17 protein-coding genes are annotated in these 19405 nt (G+C 41.3%); 5 read left to right on the top strand and 12 right to left on the bottom strand.

The window, feature by feature from the left end:
- Positions 1-205: 205 nt before the first annotated feature.
- Positions 206-649 (bottom strand): GNAT family N-acetyltransferase, encoded by a 444-nt coding sequence (locus MSBRW_RS01450; protein ID WP_011305751.1) that lies wholly within the window; start codon positions 647-649, stop codon positions 206-208.
- A gap of 55 nt (positions 650-704) precedes the next feature.
- On the bottom strand, positions 705-1523 hold the full coding sequence (gene larE, locus MSBRW_RS01455) for an ATP-dependent sacrificial sulfur transferase LarE (RefSeq protein ID WP_011305750.1): 819 nt from the start codon (positions 1521-1523) through the stop codon (positions 705-707).
- A gap of 281 nt (positions 1524-1804) precedes the next feature.
- Between larE and glmM the strand changes: the two genes are divergently transcribed.
- Entirely contained in the window at positions 1805-3163 is a 1359-nt protein-coding gene (gene glmM, locus MSBRW_RS01460; RefSeq protein ID WP_011305749.1) for a phosphoglucosamine mutase, read from the top strand.
- A gap of 15 nt (positions 3164-3178) precedes the next feature.
- Here the strand turns inward: glmM and MSBRW_RS21635 are convergent, their stop codons facing one another.
- From MSBRW_RS21635 to acnA, 9 genes are all read right to left on the bottom strand, one after another.
- The gene (locus tag MSBRW_RS21635) at positions 3179-3349 is read right to left on the bottom strand and encodes a hypothetical protein (protein WP_155398081.1); all 171 of its coding nucleotides are present in this window, start codon (positions 3347-3349) and stop codon (positions 3179-3181) included.
- 732 nt (positions 3350-4081) lie between these two features.
- On the bottom strand, positions 4082-5215 hold the full coding sequence (locus MSBRW_RS01470) for a TIGR04013 family B12-binding domain/radical SAM domain-containing protein (protein WP_011305748.1): 1134 nt from the start codon (positions 5213-5215) through the stop codon (positions 4082-4084).
- A 36-nt stretch (positions 5216-5251) separates the two neighbouring features.
- Positions 5252-6361, bottom strand: coding sequence for a site-2 protease family protein (locus MSBRW_RS01475; protein ID WP_011305747.1), 1110 nt, complete (start codon positions 6359-6361; stop codon positions 5252-5254).
- A gap of 111 nt (positions 6362-6472) precedes the next feature.
- Entirely contained in the window at positions 6473-6916 is a 444-nt protein-coding gene (locus MSBRW_RS01480; protein ID WP_011305746.1) for a DUF126 domain-containing protein, read from the bottom strand.
- Positions 6903-8120 carry an aconitase X gene (locus MSBRW_RS01485; protein ID WP_011305745.1) on the bottom strand — a complete coding sequence of 406 codons (1218 nt, stop codon included), beginning with the start codon at positions 8118-8120 and terminating at the stop codon, positions 6903-6905. Before MSBRW_RS01485 ends, MSBRW_RS01480 begins: the two co-directional genes overlap by 14 nt.
- Positions 8121-8178: 58 nt before the next feature.
- Entirely contained in the window at positions 8179-9444 is a 1266-nt protein-coding gene (locus MSBRW_RS01490) for a UbiD family decarboxylase (RefSeq protein ID WP_011305744.1), read from the bottom strand.
- 142 nt (positions 9445-9586) lie between these two features.
- On the bottom strand, positions 9587-9823 hold the full coding sequence (locus MSBRW_RS22815; protein ID WP_048102576.1) for a hypothetical protein: 237 nt from the start codon (positions 9821-9823) through the stop codon (positions 9587-9589).
- On the bottom strand, positions 9810-10877 hold the full coding sequence (locus MSBRW_RS01500; RefSeq protein ID WP_011305743.1) for a citrate/2-methylcitrate synthase: 1068 nt from the start codon (positions 10875-10877) through the stop codon (positions 9810-9812). Before MSBRW_RS01500 ends, MSBRW_RS22815 begins: the two co-directional genes overlap by 14 nt.
- 425 nt (positions 10878-11302) lie before the next feature.
- Positions 11303-14107 carry an aconitate hydratase AcnA gene (acnA, locus tag MSBRW_RS01505; RefSeq protein ID WP_011305742.1) on the bottom strand — a complete coding sequence of 935 codons (2805 nt, stop codon included), beginning with the start codon at positions 14105-14107 and terminating at the stop codon, positions 11303-11305.
- A gap of 363 nt (positions 14108-14470) precedes the next feature.
- On the opposite strand from acnA, the gene MSBRW_RS01510 reads away from it, so the two are divergent.
- Positions 14471-14668 carry a hypothetical protein gene (locus tag MSBRW_RS01510; RefSeq protein WP_048102574.1) on the top strand — a complete coding sequence of 66 codons (198 nt, stop codon included), beginning with the start codon at positions 14471-14473 and terminating at the stop codon, positions 14666-14668.
- 515 nt (positions 14669-15183) lie between these two features.
- Here the strand turns inward: MSBRW_RS01510 and MSBRW_RS01515 are convergent.
- Complete coding sequence (locus MSBRW_RS01515; RefSeq protein ID WP_011305741.1) at positions 15184-15930, bottom strand: HAD family hydrolase; 747 nt, start codon at positions 15928-15930, stop codon at positions 15184-15186.
- A gap of 712 nt (positions 15931-16642) precedes the next feature.
- Here MSBRW_RS01515 and MSBRW_RS23145 point away from each other — a divergent pair.
- The 3 genes from MSBRW_RS23145 (at position 16643) to MSBRW_RS01525 (ending at position 19091) form a co-directional block, all read left to right on the top strand.
- Complete coding sequence (locus MSBRW_RS23145) at positions 16643-16831, top strand: hypothetical protein (RefSeq protein ID WP_052305860.1); 189 nt, start codon at positions 16643-16645, stop codon at positions 16829-16831.
- 610 nt (positions 16832-17441) lie between these two features.
- On the top strand, positions 17442-17582 hold the full coding sequence (locus MSBRW_RS22820) for a hypothetical protein (protein ID WP_196298016.1): 141 nt from the start codon (positions 17442-17444) through the stop codon (positions 17580-17582).
- 855 nt (positions 17583-18437) lie between these two features.
- Complete coding sequence (locus MSBRW_RS01525; protein ID WP_011305740.1) at positions 18438-19091, top strand: HAD family hydrolase; 654 nt, start codon at positions 18438-18440, stop codon at positions 19089-19091.
- Positions 19092-19405 lie beyond the last annotated feature (314 nt).

Here is a 19405-nt window from a genome sequence, read left to right on the forward strand (position 1 = left end):
TTTTTCATTCCTTCGTAGGTCATAGAAAATAAAATCGTAAAAATTACATACAAATTCGACTAATAGAGGAACGATTAATCAAAAACTAATACATGGGAAAAAGACTCTTGTTTTCTCGATTTTCATAATAGGAAGACACTAAATAATTTACATCGAGATACAGGTCAATATTTAGGAATGAAGACTTAATAATTGAGCTGGAAATTCAACACTTGCAAGAATATTTCATTGCATGCTGCGTGCACTTATCAAAATGCTCACAATTTTTGCAATCTTTCCAGAGGGATAACTTTTCAGTATTATCTATTTTTGTAAAATTTAGCTTTTCAAAAAAAATAGGGGCAGTTGTCCTGACATACAAGTCGCAGCACTGGTCTCTAATAGTTGTTAGAAGATACTTAACAAGCCTGGTCCCAACCCCTTTTCCCCGGAAGTTCGGATGGACTGCAATAGAATGAATCTCCAGAAAATCTTTACCGTGGAATTCGGATCTTATAAGGGCAGCACATCCTGTAATTTTTCCATCGATTTCAGCCAGCACAAAATCTTCCGGTCCAAGTCCTTCCATATCAAGAAAGTAAGTTGATAGTAACCTCTGAATTGCCAGCAGGTCTGATTTTCTGGCTTTTCGGATACGGATCTCTCTCATAATTTCCTTTGTTCCTTAGTTATTTTCTGGTATTCAGGCTGTCTTCATCTGTCAATCAGGTTTTCTTCAAGGTATAAGGTTCATCCATGCTCCCGCTCCGAAAGCCCTCAAGATCAAGAGTCACGTAGTCAAAGCCCAGGGATTTCAAACGCCGTGAAATTTTCTCTCTTTTCAGCAAAGCATCTTCCAGCTCATTCTGAATAATTTCTATCCGGGCAAGATTTTCGTGCGCCCTGACCCTGAACTGGGTAAAACCCAGAGAAAAAAGAAATTCTTCGGCTTTTTCGATTTTCTGGAGAGTCTCTGCAGTTATTGGCTGCCCGTAGGGAATACGGGTGGCAAGACAGGCTGCAGAAGGCCGGCTGGCTGCTGAGGGAGAAAGTTTAGAAGCAACTTCCCTTATTTCATCTTTTGTCACGTTAAATTCCACGAAAGGAGAATAAATCTTTTCTCCGGCTTCCTGTACTGCCCTGTATCCCGGACGGTTTTCTCCGTGTATTTCAGAGGAATTAGTGCCCTCAAGTACAGCATTATATCCTGCTTTCTCCGCGAAATCGAGCAGGGTTTCAAGCAGAGCCTTTTTACAGAAATAGCACCTGTTTAATGTATTTGCAGAAAAATAAGGAAGACTTAACTGAGAGAAAGAGAGTATTTTGTGCTCAATTCCTATCTCGCAGGCTGTCTCGACAGCTGTTTCAAGTTGTTTCTTTGGAAAAAGTGGGGAATTTATGGTTACGGCAAGAGCCTTTTCTCCAAGTACCTCAAAAGCAAGGGCTGCAAGAGTTGCACTGTCTACCCCTCCTGAAAATGCGATGACCGCACTTTCTCTGGCTTTTATGGCTTCCTTTATCAATTCTATCTTTTCAATGGCCATTAATAACGGGTTTTTAGCTAATAAGATATATGTATTTGCCAGCCCTATAATCAGGCAACTTGAAACAGCCGACAGAGGGGATTTATGGTTTTACATAACGGGCACTGTTTTTGAGTTTGAGAATCTTCTCAAAACAGTGGCATCCTGAAATCGTTGTAATGTTTTTATTACCAGAACTTTGTTTCATATTAGAGATTTGTTTGTTATAATAATCCAAATTAAAGAGTAGATTTGCCTGAACGGCAGAATTTTCATTTAAGTTACAAAGATGGAGATCTTACATGGCATTATTCGGAACTAATGGTGTACGTGGTATCGCCAATGAATATATAATTCCAGAGCTAGCAGTCAATTTAGCCAGAAGCCTTGGTACATATATGGGTTCAAAAGGCACGGTTGCTGTAGGCTGTGATACTCGGATTTCAGGTCAGATGCTGAAGTCTGCCGCAATCGCTGGGGCTCTTTCAACAGGTCTGAATGTAATTGACGTGGGAACGCTTCCTACTCCTTCTATTCAGTACTATGTGCGCGATCACGCCGATGCGGGGATCGTTATTACTGCGTCTCACAACCCAAGACAATATAATGGAATCAAGTTAATTGCTGGAGATGGTACGGAGTTCCCCAGGGATGGAGAAAGAGAGATAGAAAAAATTTACTCCTCTGGAAAATATTCCATTGTATCTTGGGAGAAGACTGGAAGTTTCAGGGTTGATCCAGGAGTTAACGACTATTATATCAGAAATGTTATCAATGCAGTAGATGCCGAAAAGATTCGCAGCCGCAAACTCAAGGTAGTCATTGATACAGGTTCTGGAGCAGGTTCACTCACTCTCCCCTTCCTGCTCAGAGAACTGGGTTGCAATGTGCTGACTCTTGGAGCGCAACCCGACGGGACCTTCCCCTGGCGAAATCCTGAGCCAACACCTGATGCTTTAACCGAGCTTTCCAAACTTGTGAAAATAACCGGTGCCGATTTTGGAGCAGCTCACGATGGAGATGCGGATAGGATAGTCTTTATAGATGAAAATGGCGAATTCTTAAATGAAGAGGTTCTGCTTGCCATGATGGCAAAATATATGCTTGAACGCGAAAAAGGGCCTATAGTAACTCCTGTTAGCTCCTCACAGCGGATGGCCGACGTAGCAAAAGAAGAAGGTGTTGAGCTTTACTGGACAGCAGTTGGCTCCATCAACGTCGCCCGAAAGATGATGGAAGTAAATGCAGTCTTCGGAGGCGAAGGCAATGGAGGCCTTATTTTCCCCAAACATCAATACTGTAGGGACGGAGCAATGGCCTGTGCCAAAATCCTTGAAATCCTGGCTGGCGGGAAAAAGCTTTCCGAGCTTGCTAAGAGTGTTCCTCAGTACTTCAACGCAAAAACCAAAGTTCCCTCTGTAAATACGCAGGCCACAATAGAAAGAGTAAAACATGAAGCTTCAGGCCTCGGACTTAAGATGGACACTATCGATGGAGTCAAAACCTGGTACGAAGACGGTTGGGTTCTTATCCGCCCCTCGGGTACAGAACCGATTTTCCGAATATTTGCCGAAGCAAAGAAGCAAGAACGAGCTGAAAAACTCATGCAGGAAGGCATGCAAATGGTCATAAGAGCAGAAAAAGCTTCAACTCCCAAATGAGTCCTGAATCTTTCCCTAAACTTGGCCTTCAAATCCCATTTTGAACAACCTTTGAGCTGCAACCGTTATGATGTTGATTTCTTCGTTGCTAAGATTTTCGGTCAAGCCTTTTTTGAAAAGGCTTGTGCTGCAACCGTTATGCCTGTTGATCACACCGACTATGTCGTTACTGGAGTTTTCGCTCAAGCCTTTTTTGAAAAGGGTTGCGGGAAAGCAGTTTTTTGAAAAGGCTTGTGATCACGCCGGATAGGGATTGGAGATAAAATCCTTAAACTCAAATTTTGAGCAGTTTTTGCTCAAACTTTTTTAAAAGACTTGCACCACTTTGAGCCTTTGGTTAAACTTTCCCCTGGAAAGGCTTTGGAACTCAAATGAATATTTTCATTGATTAGTATGCTTTAATTTTAGATTAGTAGCAACAAATTATAAATACATTAACTCCTTTATTACATATGGGACTAAAAATGAAAGGTTCTCCCTTATATAAGTATGTCAGTATAAGAGCCTCCTAAGCTCAAAGCGTATACATTCTAAACTGAGAATTTAGTAAAAGCTCTAAGTATTGTTTGATTAAAGGAACAGCCGGTAGTACAAGATCAATCGAAAGTGCAAGACCAACAGATAAATTTGAAAAGTGTAGACTCAGTCAAACCAAGTATAACTATAACTTATTATAAAAATTAAACGTGAACTATTAAATGTGAACTGAAACTCTGGACTAAATCTCGAATTCAGGTTATGGAGTTGATAGGAGAAGATAGTAACAAAATAAGAGTAGATAACGTGTGCGTAAATTTCAAAGATAAATAAATTGTGCTCAAACGTCTCAAGGAATTTATTGAATCCAGAACAATAAGATTTGGTTTCAAAGCCGATACTGGAATACATATATCGGCCTTTAATCTTATCCCTTCAATTTTACTTTTTTTCAAATTTTTGGTGTTTTTCCCAGTATCCAGTAAGTTTGCCCCCAAGGGCAAGTTTTCCAAGCTCTCGCCTTACTCGGTCACTTACTTCTGAGGGGACAGCCGATGCATATGGAGTTCCTGGCAGGGGGGTCAGGTAATGTGCCCTTACAGTACCTCCTTTCTTGCAGATCCAGCGGACAAGGTCAAGGCTTTTTTCCTGGTCCTCTTCGGCTTCAGTGGGAAGGCCAAAAATGAAATCAACAGCGGGAACAATTCCATGTTCCAGGCAGCACTCAACTGCTGAAATGCTGTCTCTAACAGTATGCCCCCTGTGGATCTCCTTTAGAATTCGGTCACTGCCGGACTGAGCCCCAAGGCTAAGGCTATTGTTTGCACAATATTTTCTCACGAGTTCAACCGATTCGTCGGTTACGAATTCAGGACGCACTTCCGAAGGAAAAGTCCCGAAAAAGATTTTCTTATCAGGCAGTTTATGAAGTGCAGAAAGCAATTTTTCCACTTTATCAAACCTGGGGTGAATTCCATCACTGCCGTAACCAAAGGCATTGGAGGCTATAAAGCGAAGATCATTATAGTATCCCGCATTTTTCACAATGGAATCTACGCTTCTGTGCCTGACTTCTCTTCCGAAAAGCCTTGGAGTCTGGCAGTATTTGCAGCCCCAGGGACATCCCCTGCTAATTTCAATGGGAGCCCGGAGTTTATGAGGGTCAAAGCAAGGATAGGAATCAAGATTTGCATAGGGTCTTTTCGGAGTTCTGGCAACCTTGCCTGTTTTTACATCTCTGTATGCAATGCCAGGTACTTTTCGCGGATCTCCCTTTTCCTGGATCATTCCCACCAGTTCCGGAAGGGTTTCCTCTCCTTCCCCGATCACAACATAGTCAAAGTATTCGAGCGTTTCTTCTGGAGCGCCGGATGGATGAGGTCCTCCAGCAATAAAAATCGAATCCGTGCCTGCATTTTTTACTTCCGTAAATACTTTTGCTGCCTGGCGCGTTGTAAAACTGTAGATCATGATCCCGTCTACAGGCCTGTCTACAAAACCAGCTTCAGGCAGTAAAGGCGAAAGGACTGCGAAGCTGTAAGAGTTTTTCTTGCTGTACCGGAAGTGCACATTCATTATTTTCTCCTCCGTTTTTTAGAAATCCAGGCTCTTTCAGGGAATTGGCTTAAAAGGTATCAGAGTAAAGCAAAGTAAGCCCAGGATAAAGGTAATGATCCCTAACAAGATGCGTTTTTTGTCCAGTTCGACTTCATCATGCAGGGGAGACGGATGCCCTATCGCAGCAAAAATCCAGAGGAAAAGAGCCCAGGAAATCCATATAAATCCATCTTCCTTCAGCCAGTAAATTACATAAAGCCCTATCAGAAACAGGACACGTGGCATCATAAACGAAATCTTTTCCGCTTTCTTACCCAGCATAGCCCTGAGGATGTGCCCACCATCAAGTTGTCCTGCAGGAAGGAGGTTGAGCAGGGTCACGAACATTCCTACCCAGCCTGCAAAGGCTACGGGATGAAGGTTTTCTCCTGTAGCTCCTACAAGGTTCTGGATAAACACGAAAAGTGGAGGCAGGCCGCTAGGCATTACAAACTTCGAAAAGGGATTTACTGCAGATGCCTCAAGGTTAAGTCCTATTACTGTAACCGCGACTGACATGAACAGACCTACCAGTGGCCCTGCAACTCCCACATCAAAAAGTGCTTTTCGACTGGGTACAGGTCCTCTATAGCGAATTAACGCTCCCATAGTGCCAATAAAAGTCGGAAAAGGAATAAAATACGGAAGAGATGCCTTCATCCCATGGTATCTAGCCATTACATAGTGAGCCATCTCATGAGAACCAAGAACTGCCATTATCGCAAGGGTAAATGGTAAGCCTCGGAAAAGTTGAAAGAGATCGTTTTCGAGGTCTGCTCCTGACATCCAGGCTCCGCAAACCATGGTTGTAAAAAAGGTTGCTATGAAAAGGACAAGGTTTATCCAGGTCTTTTCCTTTGCCTTCTTTTCAGGAAAAACCAGTAGTACATATTCTCCAAGCTCATACTTCAATGTACATCCGAACCCAAATTGCTGTAAAGGTTCCCAGAGTTCTCCTGTAATATTTTCGGTATTGGTTCTAGGAGTTCCAAAGAAGTAAAGAGCTTCACCGGAATTTTGGACCTCATAAACGTCGAATACCCTAACTATGTAAGGATATAAACGCGAGACCGTTTCTTCGGCATTGAATATTCCCTTGCCTTTATTATGGTTTTCCTGGTTCATTTTGGAGTTCCTATCTCCTATCTTAAAACTTAATTTTCGGGTTTATCAGTTCAATTTTACCCTTACAGCTTTCAGGACTTAAATAACCATTTTTCGTTTGCTAGTTATTTTTCATTTTTTCTCGTTTTCAGTTTTAATGGTTTCCTGTTTGAAAAGTTCAATATATCCTTTACTTCCGTTAACCAGAACAAGGTCTCCATTATTTAATACTTCGTAAGGGTTTTTCTCAAGCATATCAACAAGAGGGATTTCGGAAATAATAGCTCCGACTGCAACTATGGGTTCGGTTTCCAGATTTATTATTGCTGCAGGCGCAGTGCCGTTTTTCTTTAGTTGATACATAACATACGAGCCAACTGTAGAGCCTTTTCCGTGAGGAAAAACAAGAACTTTACCCTGGATTGATTTTCCTTCAAGGGCGTGATTCTCTTCAATTACGACCCCGGTTTTTGGGTCTACATTGCCAAGGAAGGAGATTGGGTCTCTGGAGAGTAGTACTTCTCCTTTTGCACATCCTCTTGAAATCGTCCTGCCTTTAAGTTTAATTGGAATCACCTGCCTTCTTTACTACCTTCTTTGCTGCTTCGCCTACTGCTTCCTTGACACAGGCCTCCATACTTCCATATACAGCTTCAGCTCCGCACATCCCTGGCACGTAAGCAAGTGCTTTTCCTGAGTTTACCATGACGCAGGAATAGCTGTTGGTAGCAGGAGATACTACCATGCAGGTATCACAGACAACCTTAGCTCCACTTTCTTCAATGGTCCCGACATACTCAGGATAGCGTTTTGCAAGTTCCCTTGAGGTAAAGATCCAGAATTCTTTTGAAACCGTTTTTCCTCTCAGGAGTTTGGCTGCTTTTTCAAGTTCCGCTGCCGAGCAGTGAGGACACCCTATGGTTATCAATTCGGGTTCTTTACAGGCTTTTTTCAGGCTCTCATAAACCTCGTCAATCTGGCTTTTCTCAATAGTTATTTTTTCTGACGGCTCTTCAAACTCCACCCTGCAATTCTCAGGCGTGACTCCTTTTACGTGGTAAAGAGCAACTGCTCCCGAAGCTGCCATTGCAGCTCCTAGTGCTTTTAACTCATCCGCATCCGGAGTACTCCTTATATGAAAAACAGGCACCCTACTCCCTGCAAGTTTCCCAGCTACATAACCGAGCGCACCGTAATCCGATCCACTCAGTGGACACTCTACATCAAATGAAATCTCAGGCACACGGTTTTCATCCAGATGGAATCCATAGTTTGCGGTTTTCCCGAGGAGTGCCGCAGAAAGAGCTGATGGCCCACCTTCCCGGTTAGTCCTGGCCCCAATTACGGAATTTGCATAGGAGACAGCTGACGATTCGCTCCATGCCAGGTGGTCACCATAACCGACATCGAATCCCTCGAGAGTATAAGGCGTACATGTACACTCACACCGAATTCCCAGTTTTTCGTATGCCTGGACAATCAATTTTTGTTTTTCCGCAAACTCGGGCGAGATCCTGAGCCTTTCCCAGTCTTGCAGATCCATTCCGGCAGGGTTCAGAATTGCAGGAACCTTAACCTTTCCTTTCAGGTCTGAAATCCATTCAAGACCTGCATCGCCCATAGTTTTGTAGGAAACCCCTGCTATCTGGGCGCTTTTGATTGGGATAAGCCTGTCCGCACCGTAAATGTCTCCAAGAGCCACCAGGATTTCAATAGCCTGCCTTAGAGTCTCCCCGGCTTCTCCATTCAGGATTTGCTCTTCTTCTTTTGTAAGATACATTGAAATTCACTCGGTAATTGCCAGATGCTTAAAATAATTTTTACCTATTCTTCCGGAATTATTTCGGAATTACTGCCCTTTCAAAATTTTCCTTTTCTACGAGCACTTTTGTAGCATCAATTCCCACTTTTGTGGTCGTTCCGTCAGGAGCTCCTCGTGGATCAAGGGAACTACCCCGGACATTGGGTATAATAAGAATATCCATATCTCCTTTTACCCTGGTAGCAATTGCAAACTCAACATCATTCGGGTCAAAAATATTTATATCTTCGTCCACAATCACTACATGCTTAAGGCTTGTATGGGCGGCAAAGGCTGCCATGATAGCGTTTTTTCCATCTCCTTCAGTCTGCTTCTCAATCTGAACAACTGCATGGAGATAACAGCATCCTCCTTCGGTCAACACAACGTTTTTGACCGTAGTAACCTCTCCCACAGCCCTGTAAATCCTTGGCTCGTAAGGTACTCCCATCATCAGAAGATGCTCAGGGCCGGCTGGCAGAATTCCATGATAAATCGGGTCTTTTCTATGGATGATTCGAGTGATATGGATAACGGGCTCTTTTCTTACCACATCGTAGGTTCCGGTTATGTCAACAAAAGGCCCTTCATCAACCCTCTCTCTGGGGTCGATATAACCTTCAAGCACAATCTCCGCATGAGGGACTTTTACCCCGTTTGCACACTCAAAAAGTTCAACAGGAGCTCCTCGCAGGGCGGCTGCGTATTCAAACTCTTTTCCTACAGGGACCCTTGTCGAAGTCGCGTAAATAATTGTTGGGTCGCAGCCAAGTACAATTGCAACAGGCAGAGGTTCACTTTTTTCAGCGGCTTTTTTGTGTAGTAGATAAGTATGCCTTGGAGGAACCAGCCGAACTGCAAGTTTATCTTTTCCTGCTAGCATAAGCCGATGAATAGAAGCATTAATCGTACCTCCATACTCGGAAACTACAATTCCTGCCGTTATATAAGGGGCTCCATCTTTTTCAAAATGCGTGAGGATAGGAAGTTTTGTCAGATCAACCTGATCTTCTATGACCTCAAACGTTGGAGATTCTGACACCAGCCGTACTTCCCCTTCAGGAGAAACTTCCGAAAGTTTCTTTATAATTTTTTCTTTAGGAACTCCGAGCATGGAGGACAGTTCATCCCTTGACCCGAGCAGGTTCATTATGACTTTTGAACCTGAAATATCATGAAAGAGAACGGGAGATTTTGTGTTTTTTGCAATTTTTGAAGCTTCAAACCTCGGGGACACAGGTTGGAGAATTTCTACCAGTTTTCCATTTTCTTTTAACTGGTTGATAAAAGTTCTAAAACTCATGGGTATCTGGATATCAGAAAGCTTTCAGATGATAAAAAGATTGTCTGACAAGTTTTTTAAGAATAACTTCTAAAAAAGGCTTAAGCGAAAACCCCAAGAAACAGAGTGAGCAACCGGTGCAACGGTTGCAGCACAAGCCTTTTCAAAAAACTGCTTTCCCGCAACCCTTTTCAAAAAAGGCTTGAGCGAAAACTCCAGTAACGACATAGTCGGTGTGATCAACAGGCATAACGGTTGCAGCACAAGCCTTTTCAAAAAAGGCTTGACCGAAAATCTTAGCAACGAAGAAATCAACATCATAACGGTTGCAGCTCAATGGTTGGTAACGCAAACCTTTTTCAAAAAAACTTGATTGAAAAGTCATCTTAGCATTCGTCAAGCATGAAAGCTCTGGGCCTTATGATCTTTTTCTTCTCGTACTGGTCAAAGCAGTGAGCTATCCAGCCTGAGACCCTGCCGATTGCGAAGATTGATGTTGCAAGTTGAGGGGGAATATCCATATATTTGTAAATGACTCCAGAATAGAAATCAACATTAGGATAGATTGGCTTTCCTTTCTTTTCTACAAGTTCACGGATAACAGTGTTTTCTACTACCTCGGCAATGTTGTACCAGTGCATATCTCCTTTTGCTTCTGCGAGTTGTTTAGCAAGCTGCTTGAATATCATGCCTCTAGGATCGTAAGTTTTGTAAACTCTATGTCCAAAGCCCATAATTTTTTCTTTTTTACTCAGCTTATCAAGGACATAATTCTCCGCATTTTCTGGGCAAGCAATCTCTTCGATCATGGCTGTGACTTCTGCCCTTGCCCCTCCATGTAGAGGGCCTTTAAGGGTGCAGAGTCCGGAAACAACAGCAGAATAGAGATCTGAAAGAGTAGAGGCGGTAACTCTTGAAGAAAAAGTAGAGGCATTTAGTTCATGTTCGGCGCTGAGGATGAAGTCTTTTTCCATGACCTCAGCCTCCAACTGAGTTGGTTTGTTTCCTCTTAACATATACAGGAAGTTAGCTCCGTGTGATAGGGATGGATCCGGAGGTACAGGTTCTTTTCCGTTTGCGATTCTATAATACGCAGCAACTATGGTTGGTATCTTGGCAATTAACCTTGTGGCCTTTCTCATGTTTCCTTCAGGAGAGCTGTCGTTGATGTCCGGATCGAATTGTGATATAAAAGAAACAATTGTACGCAGCGCTTCTATAGAGTCAATGTTGAAATTGCACATATGGATAACATCTATCACCTCCCTGTTGACTTCACGCTCCCCATGCAAGCAGGCTGAATACTCGGCAAGTTCCTGATCTCCGGGGAGATCTCCGAGGATAAGCAGATAGGAAACGGCATCATAGGGAAGATCAACCAGCTGGTTAATGTCTATCTCCCTGTATTTCAGAATGCCCTCCAACCCATCGATGAAACAGATATTTTTACTCATTTTATACCTCACAGTTATGCCAAGAGGATTTTCAAAAAACTTTGAAGTTTGGGGAATCCTCTAATTATATACGGAAAATTTAACACGAAGGGTCTTACAAGACCCAAAAATAGGGTGACAATGCATTCCTATTATCGTCGAATAAGTATATTAAATTTGTTGAAATTATATCTCAGGGTTCTTATAATAATTTTTTTGACATTAAGGATCTAAGGCCTTAAACCTCTCGATTATATTAAAAATGAAATGTGCTCTTTTCAGAATAAAGTTTTCCTTAAAATATCTGTAAGAATTAAAATAACTCTTTTATAACTCTCTTTCCGACCCAAGAAAAGAAAAGGTTGCAAAAAAGCAGGAAGTTTTAGGTAAATCCTGCAAAACCTTTTCAAAAAGATTCTTTGTCTAATTCAAATACTACTACCCTATTAATTTTTCTTCACGGAATCCCGCAGGAACTTATGCAAAATTCCACCGTTCAGGTAATACTCGACTTCTACAGCCGAATCCAGCCTCAAAGTTACCTGGAACTGAACTTCATTACCATCTTCGTCTTTTGCCCTTACAGTAAGTTCTCCTTGTGGTTCCATGTATTCAATGCCCAGAATATCATAACTTTCCTTTCCTGTAAGGCCCAGAGTATCGGCATTCTCGCCTTCTTTAAACTGCAATGGAAGAACTCCCATGCCGACAAGGTTACTTCTGTGAATACGCTCGAAAGACTCGGCAATAACTGCTTTAACTCCGAGCAGGAACGTACCTTTAGCTGCCCAGTCCCTGGAACTGCCTGTTCCGTATTCCTTTCCTGCGATAACGATCAGAGGAGTATCATTTTCCGCATAAAGCATGGCTGCGTCATAAATAGGGATTCCTTCACAGGGTTCCTCGGGGAAGTCTTCTTTCCGGGAATGGTATACGGTCCATCCTCCTTCCCTGCCCACGAGCCTGTTCCTGAGCCGAATATTCCCAAAGGTCCCACGCATCATTACCTCGTGGTTACCCCTCCTGGACCCATAAGAATTGAAATCTTCAGGGCTCACACCCCAGGAAATCAGGTACCTGCCCGCAGGACTGTCTGAAGGAATGGCACCCGCAGGGGAAATATGGTCCGTGGTAATGCTGTCCCCGAAAAGGGCCAGAACTCTTGCATTCTTTATATCCGCAGGCGAAGGTGGAGCAGGTGGGAAGTCCATGAAGTATGGAGGTTCCTGAATATATGTAGACATAGAGTTCCAATCATAGAGAGTACCTGTTGGAGCTTCCAGCTCTTTCCAGCGTTTGGAGCCCTCTAAAGCACCTGAATATTCTTTTTCGAACATTGAAGGTTTGATGCTGTTCTTTTCAGCGGCCCTTATTTCCTTTTCTGCAGGCCAGATATCTTTGAGGTAAACAGGGCGCCCGTTTGGATCATAAGCAAGAGGATCGGTTTCGAGGTTGATATTCACGGTACCTGCGATTGCATAGGCCACAACAAGAGGTGGAGAAGCAAGGTAGTTTGCCCTGACAAGAGGATTAATCCGTCCTTCGAAGTTACGGTTTCCGCTGAGTACGGCTGCGACAGTAAGGTCATTTTCCTTAATTTCTTTTGAAACCTTTTCAGGTAAAGGTCCACTGTTTCCTATACAGGTTGTACAACCGTAACCAACCTGGTGGAAACCAAGGGCTTCGAGATAGGGCAAAAGGCCTGCAGCTTTCAGATATTCCGTAGCTACTCTAGAACCTGGGGAAAGGCTTGTTTTTACAAAAGGTTTGACGTGCAGGCCCTTTTCTACAGCCCTTTTGGCGAGCAGCCCGGCTCCTATTAAAACTGAAGGGTTTGAGGTATTGGTACAGGAAGTAATTGCTGCAATCACTACGGAACCATGTGTTACCCTGAAAGATTTTTCCGAAGATTCCTTTATTTCCTCTTCTGCACCAGGAGTTTCAGGTTCCTCAAAAGGCGTTCCTCCGTCTTCTATCCAGCGCTGGTAAGCAGGATCCTGGGAAAGTTCAAGCCCTGATTCTTTCTTTCGGATAAAGGTCTGCTTCATAATTTCATGGTAATTTTCAGGTACCTCACTCAAGAAAAGCTGGTCCTGAGGACGCTTTGGGCCTGCAAGACAGGGTTTTACCGTGCTCATATCAAGTTCCAGGGTAGTGCTGAAAACAGGGTCCGGATCATGAGTTGAATAAAAAAGGCCCTGAGCTTCCATATACTTTTTCACAAGATCAACCTGCTCTTTGCTCCTGCCAGTTCTTCGCAGGTAGTCAAGTGTCTCAGCATCAGGCGGAAAAATTCCAAGGGTTGCACCATACTCAGGAGCCATGTTTGAGATCGTTGCCCTGTCCGGAAGACTCAGTGAATTTAACCCGGGACCGTAAAATTCCACGAATTTGCCGACAACTCCCTCTTTTCTAAGCATCTTCGTAATTGTCAGGACAAGATCGGTGGCAGTAACTCCAGGGGCAGGTTTTCCGTAAAGTTTGAAGCCCACTACCTGAGGCACAGGCATATAATAAGGCTGCCCGAGCATTACGGCTTCGGCTTCTATGCCTCCTACTCCCCAGCCGAGTACTCCAATTCCGTTAATCATTGTAGTATGGGAGTCTGTCCCTACAAGAGTATCAGGAAATGCAAATAACTCCCCATCTTTCTCTTTAAGATGCACAAGCGGGGCCAGATACTCAAGGTTCACCTGATGGATAATGCCCCTTCCTGGAGGCACAACTCTAAAATTGTCAAAGGCTTTCTGGGCCCAGCGCAGGACAGAATAGCGTTCCGTGTTGCGTTCAAACTCCTTTTTCTCGTTTTCCTCGAGAGCGTATGCCGTGCCATAAGAATCCACCTGGACCGAGTGGTCAATAACAAGATCGGCAGGGATAACAGGATTTATTTTTGCGGGATCGCCTCCAAGGCGCTGCATTGCCGAGCGGAGGGCTGCCAGGTCTACTACAGCCGGAACGCCTGTAAAGTCCTGCATGATCACCCTTGATGGAATGAACGGAATATCCCTGTCACTTATATTTTCCGGGCTCCAGCGAGCAAGAGCCTCCACATCCTCAGCAGTTATTATATGCTTTTCAGTATCTGCATGCCTGAGCAGAGATTCCAGCAGGATCCTTATGGAGTAAGGAAGCAGGGAAATTCCCTCATAGCCCTTTTCTTCCAGTTTACCCAGACTGTAAATCGTAGCTTTTCCGGCAGCTGTTTCAATTGTGTCTCTGACCCCAAATGGGTCCGGACCTTCTCTCATATATTTCTTACCTCCAGCAGAAATATGAAACTAAAATTGTGATATTATAGATTTTCTCTTTACTGTGTCACTTTCTGTATTGTGTCATTTTTTGTATCGTGTCACTTTCTGTATCGTGTGAATCTCTTTATCGTGTTAAAGTCCCATCTTATCTTCAGACTATTTTATTCCTTCGGGTTTACTATTCCCTTTTTACATACAAAAGTTTGCTCCCATTGAAGTGTTGCCCTCTACTTTTTTCCGGAGTCTCCGAAAATTGCGCTCTAACTTAATTATATATTAACCCGTATAATAATTACTGATTTTTTACTTTAGCTTTAGATATACTGGTTCTTTAATTTGTGTTTTTTAGAGATTACAACAATGCAGGCAAAAAAGAAAGGTAAGAATAATTTAAAAATGATTAAACGATTAATATATTTTGGAAGTTTCAACGCTCTAGAGCAGTTTGAAACTACTATATTTTCAGAAATAGAGTTTATCCCAAAAACAAGTTCCCTCTTAAATCAACAAAAATTTCAAAATTATATTCCATTACAAGAAATTCAAGAGACCGTTTAAAGTTCGAGATTCAAGGAACCAATTTTGAGTTTTAGGATTAAGGTCATATATTTATGACTTACGCAGTTGAGGAACAAAATCAATCATGGCAAAGACTGTGGGTTGAAATCATGTTTTAGACAGTTAACGGTCTGATGCTATTGATTTTTAGTTCAATTGCGTAAGTCCTAATATTATTCTCGCCAAAAAAGAATTATAAAATCCATTTTTAACCCTAAGGCGTGAAGTCCCCTTCCTCGCCAGCTTCCGGTGAGAATCGGAAGCTGGCAGGTGGGGGATGAAAGCATTCAACTTCCTTGCCGGCTCTTATTATTGATTCTGCTAAATTACTTGTGTTATAACAGTGTCTACTTTCTCACTTAGAACCCATCCGAAAAGTCAGTAATGCATGTTGAAAAAGTCAGTAATGCATGTTGAAAAGTTACACTAAGTCTATGAAATCCGAGTGTCTAGTCCAGTTTTGCATATTGCGTATTTTAAAAGTTATACTAGGTAACAACTTTTCGGATAGGCTTTTATTCCGTCAAACCGAACTGTTTCCATGCCTCCTCAATATGCATGGTGCGCATTCCCAACTTTTTTGCAGGCACGAGATCGTTTTCGTTAGAGTCCCCTATTGATATAACACACTTGGGTTCGAATTCAAACCCCATCTTTTTAAGCGCAGTCATGAAAAGCCTAAGGTCAGGTTTTTTATATCCTATATCCGATGAGAAGATAACAAAGTCAAAATAATCGTGGAGCCCTAGAAACCTGAGTTCCAGTTCGGAAAAAACTCTTTGACCATTGGATATTATACATTTTGGGAGGTTTATACAGTGCTCAATAAGTTTTATGCTTTGAGGGAAAACCCGGAGTTTCCGTATGGAAGCTGCCCGAAAGACTCTTGAAGTTTCTACTCCCAAGCTATTTTCGTCAATTTTCCAGACTGAATTTTCCCTGCAAATCTCTGCAAAGATTTCCTCTACCTTTATCTCGGGATATTTTTCCCTGGAGCTTTCCATCTTCTGCCTGACCTTGAACATATATGTTTCCCACAGTTTTTCCGGCTTTATTTTTACTCCCTGATAGGCTAGCCATTCGCTCAGTACTTGATATGTCTCCAAGCTATGTTCTTCGGTATGAATATCAATGAGGGTTTCATAGCAGTCAAAGATAACCCCTTTTATATGGCAGCTCTCAAATGCCTCTTCTCCCTTTGAAAGGGAATGGCTCAGAAATGTAACTTCACCTTTGCTTGCTTCAAGCTCTTGGTTCCCCATTATTCCCATACAACCTATATGGTTTGTTTAGTAAGTGAAAGTCATTTCATAATTGTACTAAGATATCATATTCAGCAAATATAAAAACAAGAGAAATATAAATAAGAAATTGATAATAATTAAAGGCAGATATTATTTGGTCAAATATTCTCATACATTTACTCAATAAATAGTGTTTTTCCGTGAGATTTCCCTATTTTCCAGATATAATTATAAAATGACTAATTATACTAATCATAACCCAAACTGCACACATACGCACCAGGTTCATAATCGTTGGTTTACCTCGTTAAGCACGTATTACAGGCAAGGGGTTTCTATCATTTGTAACTTAGTTAGTCTTATTCTGATAAAAGGAGTAGCGAGGAAACAAGCTTTTTGGAATTGTGGTGCTTGAAGCCTGGGATACAAAAAACCTTTAGTTGCAGATTATAATGTAGATCGTTTCTATTTTCTTTCTGTCCGCCAACTTAACGCCGCAGTTGAAGATATTAAGCTCTCTGAAACTATAGGAATCCAACATCCACAAGAATGCCTGGAGTACAGACTGATTACGAAAATAATTGAGCGAATTGGAGCTCATGCAGTCAGAATAGCTGTAAATACTCAAAGACTGAATTCTGCAGTTAACCCTGATAATCCAATTTTCAAGATGGCTGAACTCTCCATTTACTTATTCAAGAGTTTGATTGATTCAATAGCATAAGAAGACTTGCAGACGATCAACAAAACTGTTAAGGAAGCCAAAAATGTTTCTCAGTTTGGAGTTTCTCTGGAGTCAGAGAACGTGGGAAATCCAGATAACGTTGAAATTAATATGGTTCTGGAGAGTCTCCGGAGAATAGCCGAATATAGCGGCGATATCGCAGAGGCTTCAATCAATATGAATGTAAAGATCTAAATCTCAGGTGTTTTATTTATAAAAGGGAAACGTAACCTTTAATTCGCAAAATTTCTTAATTTACTATTCTGTTTTCATTTACTATTCTGTTCTTTTTTCCGATTTATTGCTCCGAAACATCTCTTTTCTTTTCTAAGAGGGTAATTCCTGTAGCTTGTATTTGATGAACTTAAGAGGTTCAACTGAGAAATCAATAGCATTAACCATCAACTATCTAAAATATCAGACCGTTAACAATCCAGTGTGTGATTGAGTTTGTACTTCAATTGCGGGAATTCTTTATGATAAGGAATATTTACTTTAAAACTAATTAGTCTATTTTATTACTATATTGAATATATCCAAAAAATATATATTATTTCTATTCTATTTACGACTTAGGAGGTTTCCAGTACCTTCAACCAGATCTCTATGGGCTGTAGGCATCTCTTCCCCTGCAGCTCACAAATTTAATAAGGACAGTGACTGACGGAAATCCAACCCAGTAGCACATTTGGGAATACTGTGACTTTGCAGTATTGCCCGAATTAGGAAGGTTTCTACGGAGATCTAAAATCCTTTATTTAAGGTTCTATTCAGATAACTATCCATTTACCATGGAGATTTATTTATGAAAAGTCTAAAAATTTGTCCCGAATGCCATTCAATACTGAAGATGAGTCAAGGCAGCGATACTCAATACTGTCCTGTGTGTAAATACTGGACAAAGGTAGGTACTGCAAGGCTTGATTCAATCATGATTTATGAATGAGGGGTCTGCATGGAGGGAGCCAGTTCTTCTATGTTTTATAGCGCATGTAAAACAAACTCAAATGCAGGTTCATACTGATAAAATTATACTTCGCGGTAGATGTGAAAGAAACTATGAAAACATCAAGTTAGACCTTTAGTTTAAAAGTTTAATGATCATAGGTCAATTACTGAAAACTCAAGTAGAAAGACTGCTCTCAAATCCAGGCAAAAAAGTTGGATTTTCTTCTATTGTTAAACTTAGTCAACAATCTATGGACACAATCAGTTTAATTTTACTCTTAAAATATGTCACATTGCCGTTCATTTAATTCTTTTTAAATTTTTCTCGCTTGGCTCAATTTTCGCGGAAAGCTCCAAACTTGGAACTTACATAAAGCAAAATCGATGACTAGTATTATGGCAATTTAATTATTGAGTATAGTTTTTGATTTATCCTCATTAATATATAGCGATTCAGAATTAACATGTGACCAATAACTAAATTTTCTTGACACTAGCTTCTTGATGAGACTCACAAATCCATATAAAACCCAAGAAGTTCCCGAACCCCGATGAACATCTGAGAGATGAGCTCTGGCATATCTTCTATTTCATGACTGGACTTTTCTATTACTCCGGTTTCACTACACAATGAAACCAATAAGACAAATTAAATCCCTACTATTCTTACTTTTTAGGTTGCGAATTAATGATAGACTACTATATAGAAATAAAAAACTATATATTGATAATTGTTCATAATAGACGTATACCCAAAATATCTATATGCTTGAAGGGTATTATTGTGATTGATCAAATATGATATAGAAAACCCAAAATTCATAATAAAGTATAAAATAAAAGGAGAAAACCTATGCTTCAAAACGGAAAAATTAAAGGCTTAATCTTTGATTGTTACAAAACCCTTATCGACATCAAAACTGACGAAAAAAGTCGAGAAACAAATGAAAGAGTAAGCAGGTGGCTGCTTTACCAGGGAGTGCGGATCGAACCTGAGAGGCTCAGGGAAGAATACAGATGGAAAATCATGGGCAGACTAGGCAATTCAGGCCAGCAGCACCCGGATATCCGTATAGAAGAGATTTTTGCGGAAATTTGTGCCGAAAACGCCTTTAAAGAAATCGATCCCTATTGGCTTGGAATTGAGACAGCAAAGGTCTTCAGAACTGCGTCTATAAGAAAACTTGAAGCTTACCCTCAAAGCCTGCAGCTGCTTGAAAAATACCGAAATGTCCCTAAGTGCATCGTTTCCAATGCTCAGAGAGTTTTTACGGAACAGGAACTGCGCTTTCTGGGTCTGTATGATCGCTTTAACTTCACAATTATGTCTTCGGACCACCGTGTAAAGAAACCTGATACCCGGCTCTTTAAGATGGCTCTCGACGGTCTCGGGCTTGAGCCCTGGGAAGTGCTCTCTATTGGCGACACTCCAGAAAACGATATTTATCCACCTCAAAGCCTCGGAATGAACGCGATGCATATCTGGGATGCCTGGAAATATGCATAATCCTATCCACATTCATGATTAATATTTCAAAAAATTAAATGCCAGTAAATCCCTTAATGTCGGCTTTGAATAATCAGTTATATAGTTTGAATAATCAGTTATATAGTTTGAATAATCAGTTATATAGTTTGAATAAGTAATTATACGTTCTTTTGCAAGTATATTTTGCATTTAATCTCTTTTTTACTGCTCAGGGCTTGTCACAAAATAAGTTTATTGACTTCCGGTACCCTTTGGTTTAAACGCGTAATTATATTCTTTGTGAAACTATAGAATTTCTAGTAACTCCAGTTTATGTGACATTTAATTCGAGT

This window comes from Methanosarcina barkeri str. Wiesmoor (genome assembly GCF_000969985.1).
Taxonomy (GTDB): domain Archaea; phylum Halobacteriota; class Methanosarcinia; order Methanosarcinales; family Methanosarcinaceae; genus Methanosarcina; species Methanosarcina barkeri_B.